This window comes from Albidovulum marisflavi (genome assembly GCF_025751435.1).
GTDB classification, from domain to species: domain Bacteria; phylum Pseudomonadota; class Alphaproteobacteria; order Rhodobacterales; family Rhodobacteraceae; genus Albidovulum; species Albidovulum marisflavi.
Genome location: NZ_JAOWKY010000001.1, coordinates 1,024,934 through 1,048,026 on the forward strand (window position 1 = coordinate 1,024,934; position 23,093 = coordinate 1,048,026).

A 23,093-nucleotide genomic window follows, 5' to 3' on the forward strand; every position below is an offset into this window, starting at 1 on the left:
GGCATATCTCTATTTTAAGGACAAGACCGCCGCGCGAGCGGATAAGGAATTTTTTGGAGGTTCCCCTTGGGTAACGCGAGAAACCTGGCCTTCTGGGTCGTGCTGTTCCTGCTCGTCCTGGCGCTGTTCACCCTGTTCAAGGGCGACCCGACCGGCGTGGGGGCCAACACCATTTCCTACTCCGAGTTCATTCAGCGCGTGGACAAGGGCGAAGTCGAAAGTGTGACGCTGGACGGCGAGACGGTGCAGATCCGAACGACGGACGGCAAGCAGCTCACCACGATCCGCCCGCTTGGCGAAACCATCACGGACCAGTTGATCGACAAGAACGTCAACGTGATCGCGAAGCGCCAGGAACAGTCCGGCTTCTTGTCGTTGTTCGGCTTCTGGATGCCATTCCTGGTTCTGATCGGAGTCTGGATCTTCTTCATGAACCGGATGCAGGGTGGCGGAAAGGGCGGGGCGATGGGCTTCGGCAAGAGCCGCGCCAAGCTGCTGACCGAGCGGCAGGGCCGGGTGACCTTCGACGATGTCGCGGGCATCGACGAGGCCAAGGAAGAGCTTGAGGAGATCGTCGAATTCCTGCGCAACCCGCAGAAGTTCTCGCGCCTCGGTGGCAAGATCCCGAAAGGCGCGCTTCTGGTCGGCCCTCCGGGCACCGGTAAGACGCTTCTGGCCCGCGCCATCGCTGGCGAGGCGGGTGTGCCCTTCTTCACCATTTCCGGCTCAGACTTCGTCGAGATGTTCGTGGGCGTCGGCGCGTCCCGCGTGCGCGACATGTTCGAGCAGGCCAAGAAGAACGCGCCCTGCATCGTGTTCATCGACGAAATCGACGCGGTGGGTCGTGCCCGTGGTGTCGGCATCGGCGGCGGCAACGACGAGCGCGAACAGACACTGAACCAGTTGCTGGTCGAAATGGACGGCTTCGATGCGAACGAAGGCGTGATCATCGTCGCCGCGACCAACCGTCGCGACGTCCTGGACCCCGCGCTGCTGCGTCCTGGCCGCTTCGACCGCCAGATCACCGTGCCGAATCCCGACATCAAGGGCCGCGAAAAGATCCTGGGTGTTCATGCCCGCAAGGTGCCCCTGGGGCCCAACGTGGACCTGCGCATCATCGCGCGCGGCACGCCGGGCTTTTCGGGCGCGGACCTTGCGAACCTCGTGAACGAGGCAGCGCTGATGGCCGCGCGCGTCGGCCGGCGTTTCGTCACGATGGATGACTTCGAAAGCGCCAAGGACAAGGTCATGATGGGTGCCGAGCGCCGGTCGATGGTCATGACCCAGGACCAGAAGGAAAAGACCGCCTATCACGAAGCCGGCCACGCCATCGTGGGTCTGAAGCTGACCAAGACCGACCCGGTCTACAAGGCGACGATCATCCCGCGCGGCGGCGCGCTTGGCATGGTCGTGAGCCTGCCGGAAATGGACAAGCTGCAGATGCTCAAGGACGAGGCGCGCGAAAAGATCGCCATGACCATGGCGGGCAAGGCGGCCGAGATCTACAAGTACGGCGCCGACAGCGTGTCGTCCGGTCCGGTGGGCGACATCCAGCAGGCCTCGAGCCTTGCGCGCGCGATGGTCATGCGTTGGGGCATGTCGGACAAGGTCGGCAACATCGACTATTCCGAAGCCCACGAAGGGTATCGCGGCAACACCGGCGGTTTCTCGGTCTCGGCGCATACCAAGGAGTTGATCGAGGAAGAGGTCAAGCGCTTCATCGACGAAGGCTATGCCACCGCGTCGCGGATCATCGAAGAGAACTCAGAAGAGTTCGAGCGGTTGGCGCAGGGGCTTCTGGAGTACGAAACCCTGACCGGTGACGAGATCAAGCGCGTGATGCGCGGCGATCCCCCGGTTTCCGACGACGATGACGGCGACAAGCCCGACGAAGGAAACGCCCCCAGCGTCACGGCCATTCCCAAGACCAAGCCGAAATCGCCCAAGGGCGGGATGGAGCCCGAACCCTCGGCGTAACGCGGTCGAAACGATCTGGTGAAAGGCCCCCGCGGGGGCCTTTCGCATGTGCCGACCCGGGTGCGTCTCTGTCGTTCCGGTCCGTGAAGCCGCCCTCGGGAAACATCGGGACTTCGGTGCAAGAGATGGGTTGAAAGCCGGGCCATGAAGCCCCTACTGTTCGGCGTCCGACCATGCGGCCGGAACCTTGCCGGAAGGAATGGCGCAGCATGACCGGAAGCTCTGACTGGAATCCCGCGGCCTATGCGCGCTTCGCCGATCTGCGGCTCAGGCCCGCGCTGGATCTGATGCATCGCGTGGGCGACATCCGAGTGCAGGGGGACATCGTGGACCTTGGCTGCGGGTCGGGTTCGGTTGGGGCCGCGCTTCGTCACCGTTTTCCGGGCCGGCGTATCACCGGGGTGGATGCATCCCCGGCGATGCTGGCGGAAGCGGCGAAGACCGAGGACTACGACGAACTGCTCGCGGCCGACATCGCCGGGTGGGAGCCCGCAGCCGCCCCCGCGCTGGTCTTTTCGAACGCCACCCTGCAGTGGCTCGGAGACCATGGGGCGCTTGTGTCCAGGCTTGCCGAATCTCTTGCACCCGGCGGCGTGCTGGCCGTGCAGATGCCGCGCCAGTACGGCGCGCCGTCGCACCGCTTCCTGCGGGAATTCGCGGCCGAAATGTTCCCGGACCGTTTCGACTTCACCGGCTGGAAGGCGCCGGTTTCGGCACCGGTCGAGTATCACAGGATGCTGGCGCCGCTTGGCAGCGCGGATGTCTGGGAAACCGACTACGTGCAGCGGCTCGCGCCTACGGATGGGGGGCACCCGGTCCGACGCTTCACCGAATCCACCGCCATGCGGCCGTTTGCCGACAAGCTTTCCGGCACAGAGCTTGCCGCCTTCTTGGCGCGGTATGAAGCCGCCCTGGCATCGGCCTATCCGGTCGAATCCGACGGATCGGTCCTGTTTCCGTTCCGAAGGCTGTTCTTCGTCCTTCAACGCTGAGCCAGGCGCAGGGGGGGCGTGCCAGATCGGAACGTCCGTTTCCGATCGTGAACGGCGCGACGGTGAAGCTTTCATGAAGTTCTTTGCCGCTGGCGATTCCGACAAATTAAGTGTCGGAAATCTCCGAATACGACGGCATTCCGTCAGCTAAGAGGGGCGGAACCCGACGCTTACCGCAGGGAGACACGAGGAATATGGCGTTCAAGACCGACATCGAAATCGCGCGTGAAGCGAAAAAACAGCCGATCCAGCAGATCGGCGACAAGCTTGGCATTCCGACCGAGCACCTCCTGCCCTACGGCCATGACAAGGCGAAGGTCAGCCAGGACTTCATCCGCTCGCTCGAAGGGCGCCCGGACGGGAAGCTGATCCTGGTCACGGCGATCAACCCGACGCCGGCCGGTGAAGGCAAGACCACGACCACCGTGGGCCTTGGCGACGGTCTGAACCGCATCGGCAAGAAAGCCGTGATCTGCATCCGCGAAGCCTCGCTCGGGCCGAACTTCGGCATGAAGGGCGGCGCGGCGGGCGGCGGTTACGCCCAGGTTGTCCCGATGGAGGAAATGAACCTCCACTTCACCGGCGACTTCCACGCGATCACCTCGGCGCACAACCTGCTGTCGGCGATGATCGACAACCATATCTACTGGGGCAACGAGCTTCAGATCGACGAGCGCCGCGTTTCCTGGCGCCGCGTCATGGACATGAACGATCGCGCGCTGCGCGATATCGTCGTGTCGCTTGGCGGCGTGTCGAACGGCTTCCCGCGCCAGACCGGCTTCGACATCACCGTGGCCTCGGAAGTCATGGCGATCCTGTGCCTTGCAAAGGACCTGGAAGACCTGCAAAAGCGCCTCGGTGACATCGTCGTCGCCTACCGCCGCGACAAATCGCCGATCTACTGCCGCGACATCAAGGCCGACGGCGCGATGACCGTTCTGCTCAAGGACGCGATGCAGCCGAACCTCGTGCAGACGCTGGAAAACAACCCGGCCTTCGTGCACGGCGGCCCCTTCGCGAACATCGCGCACGGCTGCAACTCGGTCATCGCGACGAAGACCGCGCTGAAACTGGGCGAATACGTCGTGACCGAAGCCGGCTTCGGCGCAGACCTCGGCGCTGAAAAGTTCTTCGACATCAAGTGCCGCAAGGCGGGGCTGAAGCCTGCCGCTGCCGTCATCGTTGCCACCGTGCGCGCGATGAAGATGAACGGCGGCGTCGCCAAGGCCGACCTGGGGGCCGAGAACGTCGAGGCCGTCAAGAAGGGCTGCCCGAACCTGGGCCGTCATATCGCCAACGTGAAGTCGTTCGGCGTGCCGGTCGTCGTCGCGATCAACCACTTCTACTCGGACACGGATGCCGAAGTCGCGGCGGTCAAGGCCTATGTCGCCGAGCAGGGTGCGGAAGCGATCCTCTGCAAGCACTGGGCCAACGGTTCCGCGGGGATCGAGGATCTGGCGAACAAGGTCGTCGAGCTTGCCGAAGGCGGCAGCGCGAACTTCGCGCCTCTGTATCCGGATGACATGCCGCTGTTCCAGAAGATCGAAACAGTCGCCAAGCGCATCTACCATGCCGACGAAGTGCTGGCCGACAAGTCGATCCGCGACCAGCTGAAGACCTGGGAAGACGCCGGTTACGGCCACCTGCCGGTCTGTATGGCGAAAACCCAGTACAGCTTCACCACCGACCCGAACCGCCGTGGCGCGCCCACCGGCCACTCGGTCCCGGTGCGCGAAGTCCGGCTTTCGGCCGGCGCGGGCTTCATCGTCGTCATCTGCGGCGAGATCATGACCATGCCGGGTCTGCCCAAGACCCCGGCCGCCGAGGTCATCCGCATCAACGACGAGGGCAACGTCGAAGGTCTGTTCTGATCGGCGGTCCCAAGTTGCGATAACGGATCGGGCGCGTTATTACGCGCCCGATCTGATCTTGTGGAGCGATAGCGATGAAGGCGCCGGCGGATTGCCATTCGATGCCCGAACTCAGGGCAGAGATCGACAGGCTGGATGCCGAGCTGGTCGCGAAGCTTGTCGAGCGCGCCGGATATATCGACCGCGCTTGCGAACTCAAGAAGGCCAACGGCCTTCCCGCCCGGATCGAGGAACGGGTCGAGGAGGTTGTGGCCAAGGTGACGGCGCGTGCGCAGGCCGATGGCCTGGACCCCGCGCTGGTCGAGGAACTGTGGCGGCGGCTCATCGAATGGTCGATCGCGCGGGAAGAACGCCGGCTTGGCCCGGACACGCTGAAGAGGGATTAGGACATGACGGCGCAAATCATCGACGGCAAGGCCTTTGCGGCCAAGGTGCGGGGCCAGGTGGCCGAACACGTTGCGCGGCTCAAGACCGATCATGGGATCACTCCGGGTCTTGCCGTGGTTCTGGTCGGCGAAGACCCGGCCAGCCAGGTCTATGTCCGCTCGAAGGGCAAGTCGACCGTCGAGTCGGGCATGAACTCCTACGAGCACAAGCTTGACGCGACAACGTCCGAGGCCGACCTTCTGGCGCTGATCGACAAGCTGAACAACGATCCGGCAGTCCATGGGATCCTGGTCCAGTTGCCGCTGCCGAAACATCTGGATTCGGACCTGGTCATCAACTCGATCGATCCCGCGAAGGACGTCGATGGCTTCCACATCTCGAACGTCGGGCTTCTGGGAACCGGGCAGAAAAGCATGGTGCCCTGCACGCCGCTCGGCTGCCTGATGATGCTGCGTGACCATCACGGCAAGCTCGCCGGGATGGACGCCGTCGTGGTCGGCCGTTCGAACATCGTCGGCAAGCCGATGGCGCAGCTTCTGTTGGGCGACAGCTGCACCGTGACGATCGCGCACAGCCGCACCAAGGACCTGGGCGAGGTCTGCCGCCGCGCCGACATCCTGGTCGCCGCAGTTGGCCGCCCCGAGATGATCCCGGGCGACTGGGTCAAGCCGGGCGCCACCGTGATCGACGTCGGCATCAACCGGATCGAGCGCGACGGCAAGACCGTGCTGGTGGGCGACGTGGACTTTGCCAGCGCGGCCACGGTTGCGGGTGCGATCACCCCGGTTCCCGGCGGTGTCGGGCCGATGACTATCGCCTGCCTGCTGGCGAACACGCTGACCGCGTGCTGCCGGGCGAATGGCCTGGCCGAACCCGAAGGGCTCACCGCCTGAGGCAAAGACACCGCAAAGACGTCGAACCCCGGCTGCTGCCGGGGTTTTCCTTTTGCTAAGGTCGCGCATTGCTGGCTGGCGCTGATCGGTCGCCCCAGCCCCCGATCTTACGCATCGTTCCGACCTGTGTCAGACTGGATCCCCGCCGCAGTCGTGCGAGGGTCGGGATATGGCGAAGGGGCACTGGATCGGTCACATCACCGTTAAGAATCCGGATGCGTATGAGCGCTACAAGGCGGCTAACGCGGCTGCGTTTGCCAGGTTCGGAGGCCGCTTCATCGTCAGGGGCGGGCGTTTCCAATGCCTTGTCGGTCATGCGCGCGAACACCACGTGGTGATCGAGTTCGACAGCTACGACGCGGCGCTGGCCTGCTACAATTCGCCGGAATACCGCGAAGCGCAGAAGCTTCAGACGGAATCCAGCGAAAACGACATCATCGTGATCGAAGGGGTGTGACGCCGAAACGGCTTGATCATTCCGCTTCGGCCTCGTCGGCGATACGGGCAAGATACCTGCCGTACTGGGTCTTGAGGTAGGGCTTGGCAAGTTCGCGCAGTGCATCGGCCGCGATCCAGCCGTTCAGGAACGCGATTTCCTCGGGGCAGCCGACCTTCAGGTTCTGGCGTGCCTCGATCGTGCGGATGAACTCGGCCGCTTCCAGCAGGCTTTCGTGGGTTCCGGTGTCCAGCCATGCGTAGCCACGCCCCATGCGCTCGACGTTCAGCTGCCCTTCGGCCCGGTAGAGATTGAGCAGATCGGTGATCTCAAGCTCTCCGCGCGCCGAGGGGCGGATGCTGCGGGCCCGTTCTGGTGCGGTTCCATCCAGGAAGTAGATCCCGGTGACGGCATGGTTGCTTTTCGGGTGCCGTGGCTTTTCGACGATCGACAGGACGCGGCCGTCACGGTCGAACTCCACCACGCCGTAACGCTCCGGGTCTGCGACGCGGTAGCCAAAGACGGTGCCGCCCCGTTCCTGCCGGTCCGCCGCTTTCAGCTTGTCCGAAAGCCCCGGTCCGAAGAACACGTTGTCGCCCAACACCATGGCCGATGGCGCGCCGCCCAGAAAGTCTTCGGCCAGCAGATACGCCTGTGCAAGCCCGTCGGGCGAGGGCTGCTCGATGTAATCAAAGCGCATTCCCCAAGCCGAGCCGTCGCCCAGGAGCGCGCGGAACTGCGGCAGGTCGCGCGGGGTCGATATGATCGCGACCTCGCGGATGTGGCACAGCATAAGGGCCGAAAGCGGGTAGTAGATCATCGGCTTGTCGTAGAGCGGCAGCATCTGCTTGGAGACCGAATGGGTGATCGGGTAAAGCCGCGTGCCCGATCCGCCCGCCAGAATGATGCCCTTGCGGCCTGTCGCGGTCATTGTGCAGACTCCAGTTCCTTGAGCACCCGCGCCAGCCCTGCGCGCCAGTCGGGTTGGCCTATGCCGTGTGTTTCTCGTATTCGCGTGCAGTCGAGCGCTGAATTGGCGGGCCGTCGCGCCGGCGTCGGATAGGCGCTGGACGGGATGCGGCGGATGCGCGGCTTTCTGGTCGGGAAAGCGGCGTCAAAGATCGCCTCGGCGAAGTCGGCCCAACTCACGGTCGGAGCTCCGGCGTAATGGAAGGTGCCGCCTGGCCTGCCCGCCGACAGTCCTTCGGCCAACAACAGCAAGGTCTGCGCGATGTCGTCGGCCGGGGTCGGGCCGCCCCGCTGGTCATCGACCACGGAAATCTCTTCCCGTTCCAAGCCCAAGCGCAGCATCGTCTTGACGAAGTTTCTGCCGTGCGCGGAAAAGACCCAGGAGGTGCGCAGGATGACATGCCTGCCATCGGCAGCGGCGATCTGATGTTCACCGGCCAGCTTGGTCTGGCCATAGACGCCAAGCGGGCCGGTCGCGTCGCTTTCCTTCCAGCCGCGATCGGCTGACCCGTCAAAGACATAGTCCGTGGACATATGAAGGAACGGCACGCCGCGCGCCGCTGCCGCCCGCGCCATGGCCCCGGGCGCCTCTGCATTGACGGTATGGGCGATCGACGGCTCCGCCTCGGCCTGGTCGACGGCGGTATAGGCGGCGGCATTGATGACGGCGTCCGCTGCGCTCGCGGTGACCGCAGCCGCGCAGGCGGCCGGATCGGTCAGGTCCGCGGCACCCCGCCCGAGGCTTTCAAGCCGATGCCCCCGCCCGGCGGCCTTGCGCGCCAGTTCGCGGGCGACCTGCCCCGTTTCACCGAATACCAGTAGTCGCATGCCTTCCTCACCTGCGGACGTTCGAGTTCTGGCACGCGAAGCCGGTGATGGAAATGAAATTCGCCGGTCTCGCTCGCGCCGGAACACGATCCATCACGCATTCGCGAAAATTCCGACACATCGTTCCCAAATGCGAAAACAATGCCGATCTAGGGCTTCGAATGGCGCCCGGCCGCGCGCGAGACCACGACCGGCAACACCACTCCACCGTCCTTGCGGTGCAGGATGCCATCGAGTTCCACCGTCTCGCAGGAAAGAGAAGATGATCGGAAAAACAGTTTCCTCCGCTGGCCGCAAGCGCGTCATTGCCGGCCTTTCGACACTTGCCGTCGTCGCGGCGCTTGGTGCGCCGCTGGCACCCATTCCATATGTCACCGGACCCGCCACCGCCTCTGTCGGCGATCCGCTTGTGTCCTATGCCGATATCGTCGAGGCGAACAAACCCGCCGTGGTCACGATCACGACCGAAATGGTCCGCCCCGTCTCGCAGCGGGATCAGGGTGGCCCCCAGGGCTTCCCGCCAGAAGAGTTCTTCCGCCGCTTCTTCGGCGAAAACATCCCCGGTCTGCCGGGGGGGCAGGGGCCGGCGCCTCAACAGCCGCCGCAAGGCCGGGCCCTGGGATCCGGTTTCATCGTTTCGGCGGACGGATATGTCGTGACGAACAACCATGTCGTTGACGGTGCGACAAGGATCACCGTTGCGCTGGACGACGGTCGCGAAATGCCGGCAACTCTTGTCGGCACCGACACGAAAAGCGATATCGCCGTGCTCAAGGTCGAGGCATCGGAAAGCCTGCCAACCGTTCGCTGGGGGGACAGCGATGCGCTGAGGGTCGGTGATCCGGTCCTTGCCATCGGCGATCCCTTCGGGATCGGCACGACGGTGACGGCCGGGATCGTGTCCGCCCGCGGTCGCGATCTTCATTCGGGGCCGTATGACGACTTCATCCAGGTCGACGCGGCGATCAACCACGGCAACTCCGGCGGCCCGCTTGTGGATGACGAGGGCACCGTCGTTGGCATCAACACGGCGATCTATTCCCCGAACGGCGGAAACGTCGGGGTCGGGTTCGCGATCCCTGCGGCCCACGCCCAGCAGGTCGTTGCCAAGATCATCGAACACGGCACGATCGAGCACGGCTTCATCGGCGTGACGATCCAGCCCGTGGACGATGAGATCGCGGCAGCGATCGGGCTTGAACAGGCCGCCGGTGCCCTGGTCGCCTCGGTCCAGCCGGACTCGCCTGCGAAGGCTGCCGGCGTCCAGGTCGGGGACCTTGTCCTCAAGGTCAACGGCATCGAGATCGAGACGCCAAAGGACCTTTCGCGCGCCATCGCCGACCTGAGTCCGGGCCAGGACGCGGCCCTGGTGGTGCTGCGTGGCGGGGATCAGTCCGAGCTCACGGTCACGGTCGGAAAATTGGACGGCGATCAGATCGCTGCCGCGCCAAACCAGAGCGGCCAGGGCGTCGCTGTTGCCGACCTTGGCCTATCGGTCAAGACGCTGACCCCGTCGGACGGTGAGGCGCTTGGCCTGCCCGAAGGCACCAAGGGCGCGATCGTTTCCAGCGTCGAGCCGGGAAGCGAGGCGGCCGACAAGGACATCCGCGAGGGCGACGTGATCCTGTCGGTGAACCAGGCGCCCGTCACCACTGCGGACGAGGTTGCCACCGCAATCGATCAGGCCAAGGCCAAGCACCGCGAGGCGGCGCTGCTCATGATCGCGCGCGGTCAGGCACGATCGTTCGTGGCCGTCCCGTTCCACGTCGGCTGAAGTGGTCGGGGCGTGGCTGCGCGCTGCGCCCCATCACCTATCCCGAGGCGCCAAGCCGCTGGCCAACGCCGTCGCGGTTCTGGAGCGCGCGCCACCAACCCTCATGGTCCAGAAACCACTGGACCGTTGTTTCCAGTCCCTCGTCCAGCGTGACCGAGGGGCGCCAGCCCAGTTCGTTGCGGATGCGGTCGGGGTTGATGGCGTAGCGCTTGTCATGCCCCGGACGGTCCGTGACGAAGCTGATCTGTTCAGCGTAGGGCCGGTTTCCGGGGCGTTTTTCATCCAGGATCGCGCAGATCCGGCGCACGATCTGCAGGTTCGTCGCTTCGTTTTCGCCGCCGATGTTGTAGCTGCGCCCGACCCGGCCCTTCTGTACGACAAGCAAGAGCGCGTCGGCGTGGTCTTCGACGTAAAGCCAGTCCCGCACGTTGTCGCCCGCGCCGTAGACGGGGATCGGGGCGCCGGCCAGCGCCTTGAGGATCACCACGGGAATGAGCTTTTCGGGGAAGTGGTAGGGGCCGTAGTTGTTCGAACAGTTCGTCAGCACGACCGGCAGCCCGTAGGTTTCATGCCATGCGCGGACCAGATGGTCGGACGCCGCCTTGGAGGCGGAGTAGGGCGAACGGGGATCGTAGGGCGTGTCCTCGGTGAACTGCCCGGTCGCGCCGAGCGATCCGAACACCTCGTCGGTGGAAATGTGGTGGAAGCGGAAGGTTGCAGGCTTGCCCGCAGCCGCCCAGTAGGCGCGGGCGGCTTCCAGCATCGTGTAGGTGCCGGTGATGTTGGTTTCGATGAAGGCGGCAGGGCCGTCGATGGACCGGTCGACATGGCTTTCCGCTGCAAGGTGCATGATCGCGTCGGGCCGGTGGTGGTCAAGGATTGCATCTACGCGCGCCCTGTCGCAGATATCGGCCTGCTCAAAGCTGTAGCGCGGACTGTCCGCCACCTCGGCCACGTTCGAAAGGCTGCCCGCATAGGTCAACTTGTCCAGGTTCACGACGGCATGGCCCGCGCGGATCGCGTGGCGCACGACCGCCGACCCGATAAAGCCAGCCCCCCCTGTCACGAGGATCTTCATCCGCGGGCCTCATGGGTGAAGGGGGACTGGAATGAGCCGAAGGACTGCGCGGCGCGGTCCTTGTCCGACAGGATCGCGGTTGCCGGGTCGATGCCCCAGTCGATGCCGATACCGGGGTCGTCGAAACGGACGGCTCCGTCACACTCGGGCGCGTAGAAATCCGAACACTTGTAAAGCACCTCGCAATCGGGCTCGCGCGTGATGAAGCCGTGCAGGAACCCCGCGGGGATCAGCAATTGACGGCCATCCTCGGCAGACAGATCGACCCCCACCCATTTGCCGTAGGTGGGCGACCCCGAGCGGATGTCCACCGCGACGTCAAGGATCCGCCCGCGTCCGCACCGGACGAGCTTGGCTTGCGCATGGGGCGGCGACTGGTAGTGCAGGCCGCGCACCGTGCCGGCGTCGCGCGAATAGGAATGATTGTCCTGAACGAACTGGGTGGCGATTCCGGCCTCGGCCAGCACGCGGGCGTTCCAGACTTCGGAAAACCAGCCGCGGGCGTCTCCGAAGCGGCGCGGCGTCAGGATCATGACCCCTTCCAGATCGGTCTGTTCTATCTGCATGTCCGTTCCTGGACTTGTTGATGTTCATCATCTCTTAGGGCTTGGCACCCAGCCGGGAAAGGTCCTTGCGTGGCCAGGCTCAGACGCGCGACAGGAAAAGCCCGGCTGCGACCAATGCGACGGCCGCGATCCTTTTGGGCGAAATCGGCTGCACCGCCAGGCCGAAGGCGCCTAGGTGGTCGATCACGAGCGCCGCGCCCAGTTGGCCCAGAATCAAGGCGGCCAGCGCGGTGACGACGCCCAGGGTCGAGATCGAGGACACCATGGCCCAGACGTAGAACGCGCCCAGAAGCCCTCCGGCCAGCTGCCATGCCGGGGCGCCCGCCAGTTGGCCAAGCGCGCCGCTGCCCGACATCACGGTAAGTGCCAGAAGACAGGCAAACCCGATCCCGAAAGACACCGCGGCGGCCGCCAGCGGGCTTTGCAGCGATCTGCCAAGGGCGCCGTTGACCGGCGCCTGCACTGCGATCGCGGCCCCGCCAAGGACGATCAGCAGGACCGGCAGCCAGACGCCCTGTGTCATGACCCTAAAGCATCCCCGGAACGACCAGATCGGGCGGGCGGTGGCCGTCCGCAAAGGTCTTGATGTTGATGATCACCTTCTCGCCCATTTCGATCCGGCCCTCGACCGTGGCGGACCCCATGTGGGGCAGAAGGACGACGTTGGGCAGTTCCCGCAGGCGGGGATTGATTTCGACGCCGTGTTCATAGACGTCAAGCCCGGCGCCCGCGATCTCGTGCGAGCGCAGCATCCGCGTCAGCGCGTTTTCGTCGATGACCTCGCCGCGAGAGGTGTTCACGATCACGCCGGTCGGCTTCATCAGCTTCAGCCGCCGCGCGTTCATCAGGTGGAAGGTGGCGGGCGTGTGGGGGCAGTTGATGGAAATCACATCCATCCGGCTGACCATCTGATCAAGGCTTTCCCAGTAGGTCGCCTCAAGTTCCTCCTCCTGCTCGGGGCGGACCCTGCGGCGGTTGTGATAATGGATCTGCATGCCGAAGGCGCGGGCACGGCGGGCGACAGCGGTGCCGATCCGGCCCATGCCAAGGATGCCCAGCCGGCGCCCGCCGACGCGCCCGCCCATGAAGGCGGTCGGGGCCCAGCCCTTCCATTCGCCAGACTGCATGACGGCCAGCCCCTCGGGGATGCGCCGGGTGACCGCCAGGATCAGCGCCATGGTCATGTCGGCGGTATCCTCGGTCACGACGCCGGGCGTGTTCGACACCAAGATGCCGCGCTGGCGGGCCGAGGCCACGTCGACGTGGTCGATGCCCGCGCCGTAGTTGGCGATCAGCTTCAGCTTCTCTCCCGCGCCGGCCAGAAGGTTGGCGTCGATGTGATCGGTCACGCAGGGCACCAGGACATCGGCCCTTTGCATCGCGGAGGACAGCTCGTCGCGGGTCATCTTCGTGTCGGGGTCACGCAGTTCCACGTCGAAGAGTTCCTTCATGCGTGTCTCGACCACCTCGGGCAGGCGTCGCGTGACGACAACACTCAGACGTTGTGAAGGCATCGGGGGCTTCTCCTCTCTTTCGCGGCGCGCTCTTAATTGGCAAAGTGCAGGGGAACGGGGCAAGTCACAAGCCCCGAAAAGGGCGCCGGTGGCGGCGCGAGGGCATGAGAACAGGCAGATGAAACGGGCAAGACTCGTCGCTATCGCATTTGCAGTCGCAATGGCGCTTTCGCTTCCCGTGGCGGCAGCCCAAGGGGACGGCGCGAAGGGTCCGGTCACGAACCTGCCGCTGCCGCGCTACGTTTCGCTGAAGACCAGCGAAGGCAATGTCCGGCGGGGCCCCAGCCTGTCGCATCGGATCGATTGGGTCTTTACCCACCGGTCGATGCCACTGCGCATCACAGCCGAATTCGGACACTGGCGCCGGGTCGAAGACAACGAGGGGCAAGGCGGCTGGATTCATTATTCGCTGCTTTCCGGGGTCAGGACCGTGCTGGTCGAGGCGAACATGGCGTCCTTGCACACGCGCCCGGACGCAGGCGCGCCGGTCGTGGCCAAGGCCCAGGCGGGGGTGATCGCCCGGCTTCATACCTGCGAAACCGACTGGTGCGAGATTTCGGCAGACGGCGGAGACGGCTGGGTGCCCAAGTCTGCCCTGTGGGGCGTGGACCCTGACGAACTGCGCGATTGAGGCGATCGGACCTCTGGCCTGTGCGGCCGGAGGGCGCTATGACCACGCCTGTCTGCGGAGGGGCGTTACGATGGCCGGTCAGAAGAATACCAGGCTGAACATTTCGGCGGGGCTCGCTTCGGTCGCGGTCGCCGCCACGCTTGTCGCGCTTAAGCTTTGGGCGCTTGGGCTGACCTCTTCGCTGTCGGTCGCGGCCTCGCTTGCGGATAACGCGCTGGACCTGATGATGTCGCTTGGCGGGCTGCTTGCCATTCTTTACGCGGCACGCCCGGCGGACGAAGACCATGCCTTTGGCCATACCTCGGTCGAGGATCTGGCCGCACTGGCGCAATCGGTCTTCATCGCGGTGTCCGGCACGGTGATCGCCTGGGCGGCGACGGCGCGGCTTCTGGGCCTGATGGAGTCCCGCATCGCCGCGCAGGGACAGGGGATTGCGGTCATGGGGCTGTCCGTCCTGCTGACGCTTATGCTTGTGCTTTGGCAGCGGCGCGTCGCGCGCCGGACCGGCAGCCGCGTCGTGGCGGCGGATTCGCTGCATTACCTGTCCGATTTGCTGCCCACACTGGGGGCGATCGGGGCGCTGTGGGCATCGCAGCGTTTCGGCCTGGCCCATGTCGACAGCGTCGTGGCGCTGGCCTCGGCGGCCATCCTGCTGGTCGGATCGATGCGGATCGGAAAGGGTGCCTGGGACGCGCTCATGGATCGCACGGCGGATCCCGACCTGGTGGAGGCGATCGCGGCGATCGCCCGCGACTGGCCGGGGGTGCGCGGTTTTCACGACCTGAAGACCCGGATGGCGGGCAGCCGGGTCTTCGTCCACATCCATATCGAGCTGGACGGGGACCAGAGCCTTCGGGACGCACACGCCATCGGCGCCGGTCTGAGGCGGAAGATCATCCTGACCTACCCGCAATGCGAGGTGATCGTGCACAAGGACGTCGCGGGCGAAAGCTGAGGTTTCGGCGCCCGTCTGCTTCCGCCGTGGACTTCGGTCGGCGGTGAGGGAATAGTCGCTGGCAGGAGGTGGGGCGCATGGAATGGCGGGACCAAGGCGCGCTTCTGTCGGTCCGCCCGCATGGCGAGACCAGCGCGATCATCGAGGTGTTCACGGCCCATCACGGACGGCACGCGGGTGTCGTGCGCGGCGGCGCGTCACGGCGTGTGGCGCCCATTCTGCAACCCGGCGCGCAGCTTGACGTGACATGGCGAGCACGGCTGGACGAGCATATCGGGGCCTTCGTGGTTGAGCCGCTTCGCGCGCGTAGCGGCGTGTTGTCGGACAGGCTGGCGCTGGCGGGGTTGAATTCCGTCTGCGCGCTTCTGCGCTTTGCCCTGCCAGAAAGGGAGGCGCATCCCGCTCTTTACCGGTCCAGTATCGCGCTGCTCGACGCGCTTGGCAGCACGCCGGACTGGCTCACGCACTATCTGCGGTGGGAAGCGATGCTGCTTGAAGAGCTTGGCTACGGGCTTGACCTGTCGTCCTGCGCCGTCACGGGCAGCCGGGAAGACCTGGCTTATGTCAGCCCGCGTTCCGGCCGGGCGGTCGGGCGGGATGCGGCAGGCCAATGGGCCGACCGCCTGTTGCCGCTGCCGCCCTGTCTGCTGGGACAAGGGGCCGCGACCACCGAGGAAGTCGTTGCCGGGCTGGGCACGACCGGCTGGTTTCTGGAACATCGGCTTGCGTCCGACCTGGGAACGCGGCCCCTGCCAGAGGCGCGCCACCGGTTCGTAGCACTTCTGGCGCGTCAGGGCTGAAGGCGGTTGAACACCATCCGCCGGCCCTCTGGCCCGGACAGGATCAGGGCATCGTCGGCAGCCTCGGCCTCTGTCATGACTGCCAGCGCCGTAAAGAAGGCGCGCTCGGCCTCCAACTGGGTGCAGGCGAGGCGCGTCACGCGCAGCGGTCCAAGCTCAAAGGCCGGGAAACTGCCCCTCAGTTCGCCGCTGTAGCTGTTGCAGGGCGCTTCGCCCGCGATCAGTCCCGGTTCCGGAAAGCCAATCGTCGCGCGGGCCTCGAACGGCGCGCCGTCAAGAGTGACAAGTCCCCAGACGGCATCGCTTTCCGGTATGGGGGCCATGGTCTCCTGGGCGGTGCAGGCGCTGGTGGCTAAGATCAGCGCGAAGGCTGTGACAACGAGATTGCGCATGAGTCCAGCCTAGCGCGTCACGGACGGTTCCGCCAGCCGTCCCGTCGCTTTGCTTCTGTTGCGACGCTGGCGTGTCGAAAACGTCTGCGACTTCGCCTTCCGCTTCGGGTCTGACGGGTGGCAGGAGACGCATATGATCGGCCGTTACATACCTACATTCCTGCGCCATGCACCCGTGCCCGGTGTGCAGGGCTTCGCTTTGTTGGCCGGGATCGAGGCCGCCGTGCGCGGCATTCTCACCTCTGTCTGGCCGCTTGTGATCTACCAGGCCCTTGGGGATGCAGAGGGCGTCAGCCGACTCTATTTCTACGCCGGGATCCTGTCGTTCAGCTATGGCATGTTGCTGCCCTGGATCGGGCGCTTCATCGCCCGGCGCTGGCTGTATTCGATTGGCATGGCGCTTTACATCGCGGGGCCCGGTTGCGCCGTGATCGGCGGGCCGCTGCTGACGCCGGTCGGGCTCTTGCTGACAAGCTGGGCGACGATGACCTCGTTCACCTGCATCAACGCCTATCTGCTGGATTTCATCGCGCGGCAGGAACTGGGCCGGGTCGAGACGCGCAAGCTGTCCTACAGCGCGATTTCCTGGACCATCGGACCGATGTCCGGCGTTTGGCTGTGGAAGCTGTGGGAACCGCTGCCGTTTCTCATCGCAATGGGGTTCACGGTGATCCTGACGGTCGCTTTCTGGGCGATGCGGATGGGCAACGGCAAGACCATCACCCGCGCCAGGACGCCCGCGCCCAATCCCCTGGCGTTCCTCGGCCGCTTCTTCGCGCAGCCGCGTCTGGTCGCGGGCTGGCTGTTCGCGGTGCTGAGGTCGGTGGGCTGGTGGGTCTACATCGTCTACCTGCCGATCTACTGCATCGAGGCGGGCCTGGGCGACCAGGTGGCGAGCTTTGCCTATTCGATCTCGAACGCGTTCCTGTTCCTGTCACCGCTGATGCTGCGCTGGATGCAGCGGCGGGGGCTGAGGCGGTCGGTGATCTTTTCCTTCGGTGCCGCGGCGGGCCTGTTCGTCGCCGCCGGGTTCGCGCCGGTCTGGCCGCCGCTTTCGCTGATCACGCTTCTTGCGGCGTCGTTCTTCCTTGTCATGCTGGACACGTTCGGCGGGCTGCCCTTCCTGATGGCCGTCCGTCCCGCCGAAAGGTCCGAAATGGCCGCCGTCTATGCCAGCTTCCGCGACGTTTCAGGCATCCTCACGCCGGGTTTTGCCTGGCTGGTGCTGCTGGTGTCACCGGTTCCGGGCGTCTTCATCGCGTGCGGCGCAGGGTTGGCGGTTGCCGCCTCGGTCGCGACGCGCCTGCACCCAAGACTGGGCGCGCGCTACGCCTAGGAGCGGTGGCTTCAGTCCAGAAGCCGCCGTGCGATCACCTGCGCCTGGATTTCGGCCGCGCCCTCGAAGATGTTGAGGATGCGCGCATCGCACAGGATCCGGCTGATCTGATATTCCAGCGCAAAGCCGTTGCCGCCGTGGATCTGAAGCGCGTTGTCCGCGGCGGCCCAGGCCACGCGCGCGCCCAGCAGCTTGGCCATGCCCGCCTCCAGGTCGCAGCGCTTGTCGTGGTCCTTCTGCCAGGCCGAATGATACGTCAGCTGACGCGCGATCATGATCTCGACCGCCATCATCGCAAGCTTTCCGGCAACGCGGGGGAACTCGATCAGGCTCTTGCCGAACTGCTTGCGGTCCTCGGCATATTTCATGCCGACTTCCAGCGCCGATTGCGCCACGCCGATGGCCCTGGCGGCGGTCTGGATGCGGGCGCTTTCGAAGGTCTGCATCAGTTGCTTGAACCCTTGGCCGGGCTGCCCGCCCAAGAGGTTTTCGGCCTTGACCTTGAACCCGTCGAAGCCAAGTTCGTATTCCTTCATGCCCCGGTAGCCCAGCACCTCGATCTCGCCGCCGGTCATGCCGGGGGTGGGGAAGGGGGCGTCGGCGGTGCCCGGCGCCTTTTCCGCCAGGAACATCGACAGCCCGCGGTAATCGGTGGTCGCCGGATCGGTCCGGGCCAGAAGCGTCATCACATGGGTGCGCGCGGCGTGGGTAATCCAGGTCTTGTTGCCGGTGATCTCCCACCCGTCCTCTGTACGGACCGCGCGCGTGCGCAAGGATCCGAGGTCGGAGCCGGTGTTGGGCTCGGTGAAGACCGCGGTCGGCAGGATTTCACCGCTGGCGAGCTTCGGCAGCCACTGCTCCTTCTGTTCGGGCGTGCCGCCGCACAGGATCAGTTCGGCCGCGATCTCGGACCGGGTGCCAAGCGAGCCCACGCCGATGTAGCCGCGGCTCAGTTCCTCGCTGACCACGACCATCGAGGCCTTGGACAGGCCGAGCCCGCCGAATTGCTCGGGGATCGTCAGGCCGAAGACGCCAAGTTCGGCCAGTTCGCGAATGACCTCCATCGGGATCAGTTCGTCCTTCAGGTGCCAGTCGTGCGCGTTCGGCACAACGCGCTCGTCTGCGTAGCGGCGGAACTGGTCGCGGATCATCTCAAGCTCGTCGTCCAGACCGGAGGCGCCGAAGGTCGCCCGGCCGTGGTTGTCCCGCATCAGCGCGACAAGTCGCGCGCGGGCGGCGGGCGTATTGCCCTGGGCGATCAGCGTCGCGGAAGCGCCGTCGGGCGCCCAGGCCACGGCCATATCGGACAGCCGCGCGACCTCTCCCTGGCTCATCGGGATGCCGCCCGCGATCTGGGCCAGGTATTCACCGAAGCCGATCTGAAGGATCAGCTGCTCCATCTCGCCGAACGCACCCTCACCGGCGATCCGGTCTGCCCAGGCATTCAACTGGCGCAGGGATTCGACGTAAGTGGCCAGCCAAGACAGCGCGTGGGCCGCGAACTGGTTGGCCTCGAGCGCGGCACCGGAAACCTTGCCGTCGCGGTCGACCATGGCGCGCACGTTGGCGGTTGCGTCGGCCAGAACGGCCTCGACCTGCGGGAGCGCGGCGCCCGTCAGCGCGCCAAGGTCGGAAAGGATCGCGGTCATCGGCATATCGGCCCCGTCATGCGCCATCGGTCGGCTCCTTTTCTGCAGTTGCACTGTCCTAGCCATTTCGCAGGTGCGGCGCAATATTAATTCGTGAAGCGACCGGAAGCAGTACTAAAGTGTCGCGCCGGATTTCGGCTGTGGGGCGCGCCATTGCCATGTATAGAAGCCGCGAAAGGACGCTTTACATGGCTGCACCCGAATTCACGATCCTCCTGTTGGCTGCGGGCATCACGCTGTTCGCGGGCGTCGTGAAGGGCGCGGTGGGGTTTGCCATGCCGATGATCCTGATCTCGGGACTGGCCTCGATCATGCCCGCGCAAGAGGCTTTGGTCGCCCTGATCCTGCCGACCTTGCTGACCAACGTGGTGCAGGCGCTCAGGCAGGGGGCTCGGGCGGCCTGTGTTTCGGTCAGAGACTACTGGCGGATGATCGCGACCTTGGTGGTTTTCGTTCTTCTGACGGCGCAGGCCGTGCCGATGATCCCGCAAGCATTGCTTCTGGGCGCCCTGGGTCTGCCCATCGTGGCCTTTGCCCTTAGCCAGCTTCTTGGCCACCAGTTCCGGTTCCATGCCGCAAGACGCGGCCTGGCCGAGGTTCTGACCGGCATGGTCGGCGGCATCTACGGTGGGCTGTCCGGGGTCTGGGGGCCGCCCACCATCGCGCTTCTGGTGTCGCTGCGCGCCGAAAAGCGCGAAAGCGTGCGGGTTCAGGGCGTGGTCTATACGATCGGTTCGGTCGCGCTTCTTGTTGGTCATGCAAGCTCTGGCGTCATCACCTCGGGGCGCCTGTCGCTGTCGGGCTTGCTGGTCGCGCCGGCGCTGGCGGGGCTTTGGCTGGGCTTCGCCATCCAGGACAGGCTGGACGCCCAGCGTTTTCGCCGCTGGACGCTGGTCGTACTTGCCATCACCGGACTCAACCTGATCCGCCGCGCCCTGACCTGAGGGCCAGGGGCCGGCGTCCGCGCTGAACGGCCGGTTTTGCAGTGGAATCCATGAAACATCGTTACCGTGGCGAAACATCGCCGCCCTTTTGTTTTCGATCCGGGTTCGTTGTTCGGATTGTTTCCAATATAGATAAAGTGGGGTTGGTCCTTGCTTGCTCCGAATCGTGATTCCACGGGGATTTGGCCCGATTCCGTCCGTCTGGCGCGCCGATTGATAGGTCAGAGGGGGCAAAATTCATGTCAGGGAATATCGCGTATGCAGAAAAACAACCCACAGGGGAAAAATTCATCGGTTCTGGTGATGCGCCGCCGTGAACAAAGCGCGATGATGATCAGGAGCCGTGAGGGTTGCTTCCGGTTCTGACCCATCGCCGGATCTCCGGCCATTTTTTCGGAACGCAATTGAGGGAGAAACAAATGCGTGACGCTCTGACCAAACTTTTCGCCCGCTTCCGCAAGGACGATGAAGGTGTGACCCTTGTCGAATACGGCATCGCGCTGATCCTCGCCGTGACCGTCGGTGTGACCGTTCTTGGCGGTCTGGCTGAAGACGTGAACCTGCAGATGGATGCGGCGTGCAACCAGATGACCGGCGGCGGCGGCCTGACCGGCGACACCGGCACCTGCTGAACCTAAGGCTCGCCGTTCAAGAGACCAAACTTGGGAGGCGGGCGTCATCGCCCGTTTCCAACATTTCAGTCGGCTGCGAGTGCCGACATTAAAAGAGCAGAAGGATTAATCAAATGGCGCTCAAATCCGTATTCGTCGCACTTCTGGGCATCGCTGTCGCAGGTGGATCGGCCTACGGGGCCCGCGAATACCTGCGCCAGACGGCTGCCACGGCCTCGACCGATCCGACAAACGGACTGGTCACGGCGATCGTCGCCGGGCGCGACATCAAGTTCGGCCAGGCGCTCGAACCCCAGATGCTGCAGATCGTGTCCTGGCCGCGCGAGGCGCTGCCGGTCGGTGCCTTCACCGACGTCGACATGCTTCTGCCCCAGGCGGGCGGCGAACCGCGCCGCGCCAAGAATTCCATGTCTGCAGGAGAGCTGATCCTTGCGTCCAAGGTGTCGAACTTTGGCGAAAAGGTCACGATCGTCCAGACGCTGGGTGAAAACAGCCGTGCGATGTCCATCCGCGTGGACGCGGTGACGGGCGTCGGCGGTTTCGTCACGCCGGGCGACACGGTCGATATCGTGCTGACCCAGGGCGGCGGCGAAAACATGCGCGCCGTCACGATCCTTCAGAACGTTCGCGTGATCGGCGTGGACCAGCTGGCGAACGAGGAATCCAACAGCCCGATCGTCGCCCGCACCGTCACGGTCGAGGTTTCGCCCGAGAACAGCCAAAAACTCGCGCTGGCGCAGAATGCCGGCACGCTGAGCCTGACCCTGCGCACGCTCGACAGCGTCGTCGATCAGCCGCTGAACTCGATCCGCCTGTCGGACATCCTTCAGGAAAAATCGCCGACCGAGGAAGAGGTCCAGAAGACGCGCATCAAGGTGCGGCGCGGCAACGAGCTTTCAGAGGTGGAAATCAGCAACTGACGAACCGGAGGGACGAACACCCTCTGGCACCGCTATCCGGATGGGCAGCGGACGGGATTGGTCAAACGGAGCGATGCTATGCGCAGGACTGCCGCCAGATTTGCCAAGGACGAGGAAGGAGCGATCCTGGTCATCGTTGCGGTGTCGCTGGGGACCATCCTGGGCATGATCGCGCTGTCCTACGACCTGGGTCGCATGGCCGCCACGACATCCGAACTGCAGTCCTTCGCCGACCATGTCGCGCTGACCGCCGCAGGCGAGCTTGACGGGGAAAACGGCGCGCGGGCGCGGGCGCAGGCCGCGGCCACGAATTTCTTTACCGACCGTCAGACCTTCGCGGATGACAACACCGGCCAGGTTCTGAACGCGGACGATTTCACGCTGACCTTCCTGCGTTCGCTTCCAGCGCTGGACACGACCGCGATCACTTCGGCGAATTCGGCCACGACGGACAATGATGCGGTCTATGCCCGTGTCCAGGTCACGCCCAAGACTGTGCCCTTCACCTTTGGCCGTGCCTTCTTTGCGCTTCTGGGGTTCGCCCAGAGAACGCCGACATTCGGGGCCGAGGCCGTCGCGGGCTTCACGACATATGCCTGCGACATCACCCCGATGATGTTCTGCATGCCGCCGAACTTCGATGCGAACACATGGGAAGGGCGCACGATCCTGATGCGCGCGGGCGGCAACGGTTCTGCCTGGGGGCCAGGTGATTTCGGTTTCCTGCAGCCATCGACGCTTGCGATCGATTCCACGGGCAACTGCGGGGGGCTGTCGGGCCCGCAGGGGCTGAGCTGCGTCCTGGGGGCTGCGGGGTCGATCACCCAGTGCTTCCGCCAGCGCGGCGTCGACACCGAGCCGGGGCAGAAGAACGGCCTGACCAATTCGCTGAACACGCGGTTCGACATGTGGCCCGGTGACCTGAACCCAGCCAGGGACGGCATCGTGTATGCGCCGGCGCCTGGCGTCATCAAGGGGCTTGTGGCGAACAACGGAAACGCCTGCATCAACAACAATTCGAACCCGTCGCCGAACACGGTTCCGTTGCCGCCGGATGACTGCTTCGCCGCCGGTACGTGCACGCGCTACGGCGATGGCATCTGGTCGACCGGTCGCACAAACTACATCAACACGAACTACGGCACACCGGGAAATCCGCCCTCGCCAGTTCCGCATGGGAGTGCGACCACGCGATATGAGTTGTACCTGTCGGAACTGGCCGGGAACTATTCCTCGACCACGCCCGCGATCCTTCCTTCCGGCAAGGCCGAAACCGGGCGCCCGATGTGCGGTGCCGCGCCTTTCCCTGATCCCGCGCGCCGGGAACTGATCATCGCGGCGGTCGACTGTTCGCAAGGCACCGTTGCCGAGGATCTGCGCGGAAGCGCAACGAACATCCCGGTCAAGGAATATGTCCGCATGTTCCTTCTGCAGCCCGTCGGTCCCGCCCCTGAACTTTCGATCTATGGCGAGGTCATCGGATCGGCCGGAGGCAACGGCAATTCGGGCAGCGGCGTGTTCCACGAAGTCGTGCAGTTGTATCGGTGAC

At 65.0% G+C, this 23,093-nt stretch carries 23 protein-coding genes; 15 read left to right on the top strand and 8 right to left on the bottom strand.

What is annotated here, in order from left to right; translation table 11 throughout:
- Positions 1–66 precede the first annotated feature (66 nt).
- From ftsH to OEW28_RS04960, 6 genes are all read left to right on the top strand, one after another.
- Positions 67–1,977 (top strand): ATP-dependent zinc metalloprotease FtsH, encoded by a 1,911-nt coding sequence (ftsH, locus tag OEW28_RS04935; RefSeq protein WP_263733589.1) that lies wholly within the window; start codon positions 67–69, stop codon positions 1,975–1,977.
- A 209-nt stretch (positions 1,978–2,186) separates the two neighbouring features.
- Positions 2,187–2,969 carry a methyltransferase domain-containing protein gene (locus tag OEW28_RS04940; RefSeq protein ID WP_263733590.1) on the top strand — a complete coding sequence of 261 codons (783 nt, stop codon included), beginning with the start codon at positions 2,187–2,189 and terminating at the stop codon, positions 2,967–2,969.
- A 194-nt stretch (positions 2,970–3,163) separates the two neighbouring features.
- Entirely contained in the window at positions 3,164–4,840 is a 1,677-nt protein-coding gene (locus tag OEW28_RS04945; protein ID WP_263733591.1) for a formate--tetrahydrofolate ligase, read from the top strand.
- A gap of 74 nt (positions 4,841–4,914) precedes the next feature.
- The gene (locus OEW28_RS04950; RefSeq protein ID WP_263733592.1) at positions 4,915–5,226 is read left to right on the top strand and encodes a chorismate mutase; all 312 of its coding nucleotides are present in this window, start codon (positions 4,915–4,917) and stop codon (positions 5,224–5,226) included.
- A gap of 3 nt (positions 5,227–5,229) precedes the next feature.
- Positions 5,230–6,120 (top strand): bifunctional methylenetetrahydrofolate dehydrogenase/methenyltetrahydrofolate cyclohydrolase FolD, encoded by an 891-nt coding sequence (gene folD, locus OEW28_RS04955; RefSeq protein ID WP_263733593.1) that lies wholly within the window; start codon positions 5,230–5,232, stop codon positions 6,118–6,120.
- A 169-nt stretch (positions 6,121–6,289) separates the two neighbouring features.
- Complete coding sequence (locus tag OEW28_RS04960; protein ID WP_263733594.1) at positions 6,290–6,577, top strand: DUF1330 domain-containing protein; 288 nt, start codon at positions 6,290–6,292, stop codon at positions 6,575–6,577.
- Positions 6,578–6,593: 16 nt separating this feature from the next.
- On the opposite strand, the gene rfbA is transcribed toward OEW28_RS04960, so the two are convergent.
- Both rfbA and rfbD read right to left on the bottom strand, forming a co-directional pair.
- A complete protein-coding gene (gene rfbA / locus OEW28_RS04965) occupies positions 6,594–7,487 on the bottom strand; it encodes a glucose-1-phosphate thymidylyltransferase RfbA (protein WP_263733595.1) in 894 nt (297 codons plus the stop codon).
- A complete protein-coding gene (gene rfbD / locus OEW28_RS04970) occupies positions 7,484–8,353 on the bottom strand; it encodes a dTDP-4-dehydrorhamnose reductase (protein WP_263733596.1) in 870 nt (289 codons plus the stop codon). Before rfbD ends, rfbA begins: the two co-directional genes overlap by 4 nt.
- A gap of 262 nt (positions 8,354–8,615) precedes the next feature.
- On the opposite strand from rfbD, the gene OEW28_RS04975 reads away from it, so the two are divergent.
- Positions 8,616–10,127 carry a DegQ family serine endoprotease gene (locus OEW28_RS04975; RefSeq protein ID WP_263733597.1) on the top strand — a complete coding sequence of 504 codons (1,512 nt, stop codon included), beginning with the start codon at positions 8,616–8,618 and terminating at the stop codon, positions 10,125–10,127.
- A 37-nt stretch (positions 10,128–10,164) separates the two neighbouring features.
- Here OEW28_RS04975 and rfbB read toward each other — a convergent pair whose 3' ends face one another.
- The 4 genes from rfbB to OEW28_RS04995 all read right to left on the bottom strand — a co-directional run bounded on the left by rfbB (position 10,165) and on the right by OEW28_RS04995 (position 13,285).
- Complete coding sequence (gene rfbB, locus OEW28_RS04980) at positions 10,165–11,205, bottom strand: dTDP-glucose 4,6-dehydratase (protein WP_263733598.1); 1,041 nt, start codon at positions 11,203–11,205, stop codon at positions 10,165–10,167.
- Positions 11,202–11,771, bottom strand: a complete 570-nt coding sequence (rfbC, locus tag OEW28_RS04985; RefSeq protein WP_263733599.1) for a dTDP-4-dehydrorhamnose 3,5-epimerase — start codon at positions 11,769–11,771, stop codon at positions 11,202–11,204. The genes rfbB and rfbC overlap by 4 nt, the downstream gene beginning before the upstream one ends.
- 79 nt (positions 11,772–11,850) lie before the next feature.
- The gene (locus tag OEW28_RS04990; RefSeq protein WP_263733600.1) at positions 11,851–12,294 is read right to left on the bottom strand and encodes a DMT family transporter; all 444 of its coding nucleotides are present in this window, start codon (positions 12,292–12,294) and stop codon (positions 11,851–11,853) included.
- 4 nt (positions 12,295–12,298) lie between these two features.
- Positions 12,299–13,285, bottom strand: a complete 987-nt coding sequence (locus OEW28_RS04995) for a 2-hydroxyacid dehydrogenase (RefSeq protein ID WP_263733601.1) — start codon at positions 13,283–13,285, stop codon at positions 12,299–12,301.
- A gap of 160 nt (positions 13,286–13,445) precedes the next feature.
- Here OEW28_RS04995 and OEW28_RS05000 point away from each other — a divergent pair, with 160 nt between their 5' ends.
- The 3 genes from OEW28_RS05000 (at position 13,446) to recO (ending at position 15,671) form a co-directional block, all read left to right on the top strand.
- A complete protein-coding gene (locus tag OEW28_RS05000; RefSeq protein WP_263733602.1) occupies positions 13,446–13,916 on the top strand; it encodes an SH3 domain-containing protein in 471 nt (156 codons plus the stop codon).
- 70 nt (positions 13,917–13,986) lie between these two features.
- A complete protein-coding gene (locus OEW28_RS05005) occupies positions 13,987–14,871 on the top strand; it encodes a cation diffusion facilitator family transporter (protein ID WP_263733603.1) in 885 nt (294 codons plus the stop codon).
- A 77-nt stretch (positions 14,872–14,948) separates the two neighbouring features.
- Complete coding sequence (recO, locus tag OEW28_RS05010) at positions 14,949–15,671, top strand: DNA repair protein RecO (RefSeq protein ID WP_263733604.1); 723 nt, start codon at positions 14,949–14,951, stop codon at positions 15,669–15,671.
- Here the strand turns inward: recO and OEW28_RS05015 are convergent.
- Positions 15,662–16,063 (bottom strand): META domain-containing protein, encoded by a 402-nt coding sequence (locus OEW28_RS05015; protein ID WP_263733605.1) that lies wholly within the window; start codon positions 16,061–16,063, stop codon positions 15,662–15,664. The genes recO and OEW28_RS05015 overlap by 10 nt on opposite strands.
- 133 nt (positions 16,064–16,196) lie before the next feature.
- Here OEW28_RS05015 and OEW28_RS05020 point away from each other — a divergent pair, with 133 nt between their 5' ends.
- Positions 16,197–17,399: an MFS transporter gene (locus tag OEW28_RS05020; RefSeq protein ID WP_263733606.1), complete on the top strand. Its 1,203-nt coding sequence runs from the start codon at positions 16,197–16,199 to the stop codon at positions 17,397–17,399.
- A gap of 11 nt (positions 17,400–17,410) precedes the next feature.
- Here the strand turns inward: OEW28_RS05020 and OEW28_RS05025 are convergent, their stop codons facing one another.
- Complete coding sequence (locus OEW28_RS05025) at positions 17,411–19,075, bottom strand: acyl-CoA dehydrogenase family protein (RefSeq protein WP_263733607.1); 1,665 nt, start codon at positions 19,073–19,075, stop codon at positions 17,411–17,413.
- Positions 19,076–19,236: 161 nt separating this feature from the next.
- Between OEW28_RS05025 and OEW28_RS05030 the strand changes: the two genes are divergently transcribed.
- The 4 genes from OEW28_RS05030 to OEW28_RS05045 all read left to right on the top strand — a co-directional run bounded on the left by OEW28_RS05030 (position 19,237) and on the right by OEW28_RS05045 (position 23,092).
- Entirely contained in the window at positions 19,237–19,992 is a 756-nt protein-coding gene (locus OEW28_RS05030) for a sulfite exporter TauE/SafE family protein (RefSeq protein ID WP_263733608.1), read from the top strand.
- A gap of 419 nt (positions 19,993–20,411) precedes the next feature.
- Positions 20,412–20,624, top strand: a complete 213-nt coding sequence (locus OEW28_RS05035) for a Flp family type IVb pilin (protein ID WP_263733609.1) — start codon at positions 20,412–20,414, stop codon at positions 20,622–20,624.
- Positions 20,625–20,737: 113 nt separating this feature from the next.
- Positions 20,738–21,544, top strand: coding sequence for a Flp pilus assembly protein CpaB (gene cpaB, locus OEW28_RS05040; RefSeq protein ID WP_263733610.1), 807 nt, complete (start codon positions 20,738–20,740; stop codon positions 21,542–21,544).
- A gap of 78 nt (positions 21,545–21,622) precedes the next feature.
- The gene (locus OEW28_RS05045; RefSeq protein WP_263733611.1) at positions 21,623–23,092 is read left to right on the top strand and encodes a pilus assembly protein TadG-related protein; all 1,470 of its coding nucleotides are present in this window, start codon (positions 21,623–21,625) and stop codon (positions 23,090–23,092) included.
- The last annotated feature ends 1 nt before the right edge of the window (position 23,093 follow it).